The sequence below is a fragment of the Massilia sp. genome (genome assembly GCF_031995545.1).
GTDB lineage: Bacteria > Pseudomonadota > Gammaproteobacteria > Burkholderiales > Burkholderiaceae_D > Telluria.
The window spans coordinates 1-6,721 of the sequence record NZ_DAMAGA010000076.1; the positions used below are offsets into that span (position 1 = coordinate 1).

The 6,721-nt window shown below is 64.4% G+C and carries 6 protein-coding genes; all 6 read left to right on the forward strand.

The annotated features are described in order from the left end of the window. Positions 1-1,124: penicillin acylase family protein (locus tag RTQ83_RS24060; protein ID WP_312520538.1), on the forward strand; the 1,124-nt coding region annotated here is incomplete at its 5' end. Between the two features lie 18 nt (positions 1,125-1,142). Further along, on the forward strand, positions 1,143-1,691 hold the full coding sequence (locus RTQ83_RS24065) for a sugar O-acetyltransferase (protein WP_312520541.1): 549 nt from the start codon (positions 1,143-1,145) through the stop codon (positions 1,689-1,691). A gap of 98 nt (positions 1,692-1,789) precedes the next feature. Further along, a complete protein-coding gene (locus tag RTQ83_RS24070; RefSeq protein ID WP_312520543.1) occupies positions 1,790-2,341 on the forward strand; it encodes a thymidine kinase in 552 nt (183 codons plus the stop codon). Positions 2,342-2,344: 3 nt separating this feature from the next. Next, positions 2,345-2,929: a hypothetical protein gene (locus RTQ83_RS24075; protein WP_312520546.1), complete on the forward strand. Its 585-nt coding sequence runs from the start codon at positions 2,345-2,347 to the stop codon at positions 2,927-2,929. Between the two features lie 179 nt (positions 2,930-3,108). After that, the gene (locus RTQ83_RS24080) at positions 3,109-5,442 is read left to right on the forward strand and encodes a carboxy terminal-processing peptidase (RefSeq protein ID WP_312520549.1); all 2,334 of its coding nucleotides are present in this window, start codon (positions 3,109-3,111) and stop codon (positions 5,440-5,442) included. Between the two features lie 369 nt (positions 5,443-5,811). Then, positions 5,812-6,543, forward strand: coding sequence for a PEP-CTERM sorting domain-containing protein (locus tag RTQ83_RS24085; RefSeq protein ID WP_312520552.1), 732 nt, complete (start codon positions 5,812-5,814; stop codon positions 6,541-6,543). Positions 6,544-6,721: the final 178 nt, after the last annotated feature.

A 6,721-nucleotide genomic window follows, 5' to 3' on the forward strand; every position in this document is an offset into this window, starting at 1 on the left:
AGGCGCGCGACTACGCCGCGTTTACGGAAGCGATGGAGCTGCGCACCAACTCGTCCAACAACACGGTGTACGCCGATGCCAAGGGCAATATCGCCTACTTCCACGGCAACTTCGTCCCCAAGCGCAACCCGGCCTATGACTGGACCCGTCCGGTCGACGGCAGCACGCCGGCCACCGAATGGCAGGGCCTGCACGCGATCAAGGACACCATCACGCTGTTCAACCCGGCCAGCGGCTACCTGCTGAACACCAACAACTGGCCGTGCACGGCAGCCGGTACCAGCAGCCCGGTGTGCAAGAACTACCCGGCCTATATGTGGTCGCTGCCCGAGAATGCGCGCGGACGCAACGCGGCGCGCGTGTTCAAGGAAGTGCACGATAAAAAGGGCGTCACCATCGACAGCCTGATCGCCGCTTCCTACGATACCCGCCTGCAAGCCTTCGAGCCGCTGGTGCCGAAAGTCGTGGCCGACCACGAGGCGCTGCACGCCAGCGACCCGCGCCAGGCCGCCTTGACAGAGCAGATCGCCGCGCTGCGCGGCTGGAACATGCGCTACGCCGCCGATTCGGTGCCGACCTCGCTGGCGATCTACTGGGGCCAGCAGATGGTGGCCGAGCACGGCGCCCGCGCGCGCGCCGAGCGTATTCCCGTTGTCGACTACATCGCCGAGCGCCTGAGCCCGGCCGAGCGCCTGGATGCGCTGGTACGTGCCTCGGATAAACTGACCCAGGACTTTGGCAGCTGGCGCACGCCATGGGGCGAGATCAACCGCTTCCAGCGCATCAGCGGCGACGTCGACCAGCAGTACGATGACAGCAAGCCGAGCTGGCCGGTGGCATTCCCGTCGGCCAACTGGGGTTCGCTGGCCTCGTTCGGCATGGTTGCCAAGCAAAAGACCAAGCGCATCTACGGCGACCGCGGCAACAGCTTCGTCGCTGTGGTCGAGTTCGGTCCGAAGGTGCGCGCCAAGAGCATCCTGGCCGGCGGCCAGAGCAGCGATCCGACATCGAAACACTTCGACGACCAGGCCGCGATGTATGCACGCGGCGAGTTCAAGGACGTGCTGTTCTACAAGGAAGACATCGAGCGCAACCTGGAGCGCAAGTACCACCCGGGAATGTAAGGCAATAAAGGCAAGCACATGGATTTGACTGAGAAGCAGAAGATGCTGGCGGGTATGCAGTACCACGCCAGTGACCCGGAACTGCGCGCCGAACAGGCCGCCACCAGCGCCTGGCTGGCGCGCTATAACGCGGCGCTGGGCGACCAGGCTAGCTGGCAGGCGCTGCTGCTGGAACGGATCGCCCGCGCCGGGCAGGGCACCACGCTGCGTCCGCCATTCCACTGCGACTACGGCTGGCACATCTCGCTCGGTTCGCGCGTGTTCATCAACTTCGATTGCGTATTCCTCGACGTGGCGCCGATCACGATCGGCGACGATACCCGCATCGGACCGGGCGTGCACATCTACACCGCCGACCATCCGCGCGACCCGTCGCTGCGCCGCGCCGGTTTCGAATCGGGGCGGCCGGTGACGATCGGACGCAATGTCTGGATCGGCGGCGGCGCCATCATCCTGGCCGGCGTGACGATCGGCGACGATGCCATCATCGGCGCCGGCAGCGTGGTCACGCACGATGTGGCGGCAGGCGCCCAGGTGGCCGGCAACCCGGCCCAGCCGATCGGCTGAGGCCGCCGGTTCCTCTGGTCGGCGGTATTTCCTGCTTGCTATAATCGCGGCCTCGTTTCACCGTTTTATTTACGCGACCAGCAAGGCAGGACAGGGCAGTGGCCAAACTCTATTTCAGGTACTCGGCGATGAACGCCGGCAAATCGACCGCCCTGCTGCAGGTCGCGCACAACTACGAAGAGCAGGGCCAGCAGGTCAAGCTGTACACCGCGGCGATCGACAACCGCTACGGCGTCGGCCTGATCACCTCGCGCCTGGGTGCCCAGCGCTCGGCCGAAGTGTTCGACACGAATACCAATTTCCTCGACAACGTGCCGGACGTGGCCTGCGTGCTGGTCGACGAATCGCAGTTCCTCTCCACGCTTCAAGTCGCCCAGTTGCACCAGCTGGCCCAGGTGCGCGGCGTGCCGGTGATCTGCTACGGCCTGCGCAGCGACTTCCGCGGCGAACCGTTCCCCGGCTCGGCCTATCTGCTGGCACTGGCCGACGACATCGAGGAAATCAAGAACATCTGCACCTGCGGCAAGAAGGCGACCATGAACATCCGCGTCGATGAACAGGGCCGCCGCATCCGCGAAGGCGAGCAGGTCAGCATCGGCGGCAACGAGAGCTACCGCCAGGCCTGCGGTCGCTGCTTCTACGCAAAATAAGCCATGGCCTCGCTGCTCTCCTGCAGCGCCTGGCTCCCGGCGCTGGCCTGCGCCCAGGCCCCGTCCATCCTCGACATGCTGCTGTACCTGGCGCCTTCGATGGCGCTGGCGCTGCTGATGTGGATCGGCGCCGCCGCCCATCCCGCCTTCTTCGTGTTCACTGCGGTCGGCACCTTGTTTCATGAGCTGGCGCATTTCTCGGCCGGGCTGCTGACCAATGCCGAGCCGATCGGCATGAGCGTGGTGCCGCGCCGCATCAAACGCCCCAAGGGAGGTCATAACTGGGAACTCGGTTCGGTCACCTTCGCCAACCTGCGCTGGTACAACGCGGCCCCGAGCGCGCTGGCGCCGCTGCTGGTATTGCTGCTGCCGCTCGGCGTGGCCTGGTGGCGCACCCGCGGCGGCTGGCAGTTCGAGCCGCTCGACCTGACATTGACCCTGGCGCTGGCGCCGCAGTTCCTGTCGTTCTGGCCGTCGCCGGTGGACTGGAAGCTGGCGGCGCGCTCGTGGCCGTGGGCGCCGCTGCTGGCGCTGCTTGGGGGCGCCTGGTTCTTCCGCGATGCGCTGTTCGGTCTTGTAAAAGCGTAAACATCCGCGCTGCGGCTGGCTTATGCCAGCCTTAATATTTCGCTTTCCACCATATTCAAGCGGGATAAGCCGCCTCTGCACCGTGGGTTCATCCTGTAGAATGGACCGCACAGCGCGGAACGCCGGGCTTGCCGCCCGCTCCGCTACCGCAACAGGATCCCCGTTCGGAGAAACAGAGAATGAAGAAGCACGTGCTCATCGCCGCCGTGGCGTTTGCCATGTCGGCCCATGTGGTGACCGCGCAGCCCGAAAAATCGGCCGCCGTGGTGCAGCCGCCGGCGCCCGCCAAGCCTGCGACCGAGAAGCCTGCCGCCAAGCCCGCCGCTCCCGCCCCCGGCGGCACGCCGACCGCCACCCAGATGAAGCCGATCGCTGCACAGACGCAAGCCGCGTTGTGGGCCTCGCGCGTGCTGGGCCGCTATCACTACAAGGCGGTGCCGCTGGACGACGCGATGTCGGTCAAGATCTTCGACAATTATTTCGATTCGCTCGATAGCGAGAAGCTGTACTTCGTGCAAGGCGACCTGGATCGGTTCGGGCCGCAGCGCACCAAGATGGATGACGCCATCAACAACGAGGACCTGACGGTTCCGTTCGAAATCTACAACCTGTACCAGCAGCGCTTCGCCGAGCGCATGGCCTATGCGCGCGGCCTGCTCAAGACCAGGTTCGACTTCAATACCGACGAAACCCTGCAGCTCGACCGCGAGAAGGCCCCGTGGGCCAAGAGCGAAGACGAGATCCGCGACCTGTGGCGTAAGCGCGTCAAGAACGACTGGCTGCGCCTGAAACTGGCCGGCAAGGACGACAAGTCGATCCGCGAGACGCTGGATAAACGCTACGAGAACTACGTCAGCCGCATCCGCAAGCTCAACAACGAAGACGTGTTCCAGATGTTCATGAACGCGTATGCCACCGCGATCGAGCCGCACACCAACTACCTGGGTCCGCGCTCGGCCGACAACTTCGACATCGCCATGCGCCTGTCGCTGGAAGGCATCGGCTGCGTGCTGCAGTCGCGCGACGACTACACCGTGATCCGCGAAATCGTGCCGGGCAGCCCGGCCGACAAGTCGGGCAAGCTGAAGGTGGGCGACCGCATCGTCGGCGTGGCCCAGGGCAATGGCGCCTTCACCGACGTGCTGGGCTGGCGCCTGGACGACGTGGTGGCGCTGGTGCGCGGCGAGAAGGGTTCGACCGTGCGCCTGGACGTGATCCCGGGCGACGGCGGCGTCGACGCCAAGCACGTCAGCGTCTCGATGGTGCGCAAGAAGATCAGCATGGAAGAGCAGGCTGCCAAGAAATCGATCATGAAGGTCAAGGAAGGCGGCGTCGAGCGCCGCATCGGCGTGATCTCGCTGCCGACCTTCTACCTCGACTTCGAGGCGCGCCGCCGTGGCGACAAGGACTTCCGCAGCGCCACCCGCGACGTCGAGCGCATCCTCACCGAACTCAAGAAAGAGAAGGTGGACAACGTCCTGATCGACCTGCGCAACAACGGCGGCGGTTCGCTGACCGAGGCAATTGAATTGACCGGCCTGTTCATCGACAAGGGTCCGGTGGTGATGCAGCGTACCGCCGAAGGCCGCGTCGAAGTCGAGAGCGACACCAAGGCCGGCCTGGCCTGGGACGGTCCGGTCGGCGTGCTGATCAACCGCGGCTCGGCCTCGGCGTCCGAGATTTTCGCGGCGGCGATCCAGGATTACGGCCGCGGCCTGATCATCGGCGAGCCGAGCTTCGGCAAGGGCACGGTGCAGACCCTGATCGACCTGGACCGCTTCGCGCCCAACGAAAAGGCGCGCTACGGCGAACTCAAGATGACCATCGCCCAGTTCTTCCGCATCAATGGCGGCACCACCCAGCTGCGCGGCGTGACGCCGGACATCAAGCTGCCGGTGCTGGCCGACATCGAGAACTTCGGCGAATCGTCGTATGACAACGCGCTGCCGTGGGTGTCGATCAAGCCGGCCCAGTACATGCCGCTGGGCGACCTGAAGGAACTGGTGGCGCCGCTGCAGAAGCGTCATGAGGCGCGTATCGCCAAGGACAAGGACTTCCAGTTCTTGCAGGAAGACATCGCCGAGGTGCTCAAGCTGCGCAAGGAAAACGCGATCTCGCTGAACGAAGCGGTGCGCCGCAAGGAGCGCGACGCCCAGGATGCGCGCTCCAAGATGCGCGAGGCACGCCTGGCCGGCAATACTGCCACGCCGGACGAACCGGCCAGCGGCCCGGGCAGCAAGGAAAAGCGCGCCGAAACGCCGGATCCGACCAAGGCCGAGAAATCGGTGGTAGCCCTGCGCGGCACCCCGCGCCAGGACGACGGCCTGCAAGCCGACGAGCGCAACCTGCAGGCGGAGCTGGCGGCCGAAAAGGCAGCCAAGGACGCCAAGGACGTGATCCTGCAGGAGGCGGCCAACATCCTGGCCGACGAGGCCGGCATGCTGAAGACCGATACCCGCCTGGCGTCGCGCGCGATGCCGTACATGGCGAGCGCCACGGCGAAAGCCAACTGACGCGTCATCGGGCCGGCGACAGGCCAGCCTGCTGTTATGACAACGGCCGCTCCCCTCGGGGAGCGGCCGTTTTGCATTCAACCGCTTGTTTTTTGGCATGCGGCGAAAATGCATCAGCAGCATGGTAAAACTGCAAAAAACCTTGCCGCCAATATCACAAAAAGACAATTTAAAGATTGTGCTTTTCGGTAGATATGCAAGAAAAATATCCTACGGGAGATAACCTCTTGGCATGTTTGTGCCAAATCTCAGCAGTAAGCACGCAAGCACAATTCGATTCCTGAGAAAAGTTAAGTTTTTAGTCGGTATGCTACGATCAATTTGTAGTTGTAAAAAAAATAATGCCAACTTATCTTAGGAGTTTCTTCCATGTCAATTCGCCACCTTGTTGTTGCTGCTCTGCTGGCAAGCGCCGGCGCTGCCCAGGCAGATGTGGTCAGCACCGCGTCGCAACCGACCTTCGTCAATGGCTGGACCGCAGCCAACGGCACCAACGTGCTCGCCTCCGGCGTGCTCGGCAGTGATGTCAGCCTCGTCGGCGGCATCGCGCATAGCACCGGCAACAGCGCCAACCTGACCAACGCCCTGGCCGGTAACGCCAGCGCCTACATGTCGTCCAGCGACGCGCAGAAGTTGTTCGTCCAGCAAGGCATCGACGCCAGCTACCTGCTGAGCGCCGGCAACGGCCTGCTGGCTGCCCGTTACGGTAACTCGACCTCGGTCATCAACGACGGCGACGGCGTCAAGATCGTGGTCGGCGCCAATCCTGGCGTCGGCGCAGCGATCCCGGGCGCCGGCAGCGCGGTCGGTGGCGCAGTCGGTGGCGGTAGCGCGATCGGTGGCGGCGATGCCGTCGGTGGTGGCGGTGCGATCGGCGGCGGCACCGTCGTCGGTGGCGGCACCGGCGGCAGCGTCGGCGGTGGCAATGCAGCTCTGCCGGGCACCGGCACCGGTATCGGCGGCGGCGCCATCGCCCTGCCTGCAGCCGATCCGATCCTGCAGGACGAACTGGCAGCCGTGCCTGAACCAGGCACCGTGGCCCTGATGCTGGCCGGCCTGATCGGCGCCGGTTCGCTGAGCCGTCGTCGCGCCAAGCGCTGATAGCAACTCGCAATCCTGGGCGCCGGCGCCTGCCGGCACCTTCGGAATATCGCCACCGGGCCTGCTCGGCGGCGTACCCCATTCAGGTACAATCCGTTCCTTCAAACTTATGTAAAACTATTCGCTAGCTTTACCGTTGAATTCCTGCTTCGTCGAAGCTGGTTTCACCCTGCAATTT

Bases quoted from the DNA above. Each gene is read 5' to 3' on its own strand.
- RTQ83_RS24065 (WP_312520541.1), top strand. From the start codon at position 1,143: ATGGATTTGACTGAGAAGCAGAAGATGCTGGCGGGTATGCAGTACCAC.
- RTQ83_RS24075 (WP_312520546.1), top strand. From the start codon at position 2,345: ATGGCCTCGCTGCTCTCCTGCAGCGCCTGGCTCCCGGCGCTGGCCTGC.
- RTQ83_RS24080 (WP_312520549.1), top strand. From the start codon at position 3,109: ATGAAGAAGCACGTGCTCATCGCCGCCGTGGCGTTTGCCATGTCGGCC.
- RTQ83_RS24085 (WP_312520552.1), top strand. From the start codon at position 5,812: ATGTCAATTCGCCACCTTGTTGTTGCTGCTCTGCTGGCAAGCGCCGGC.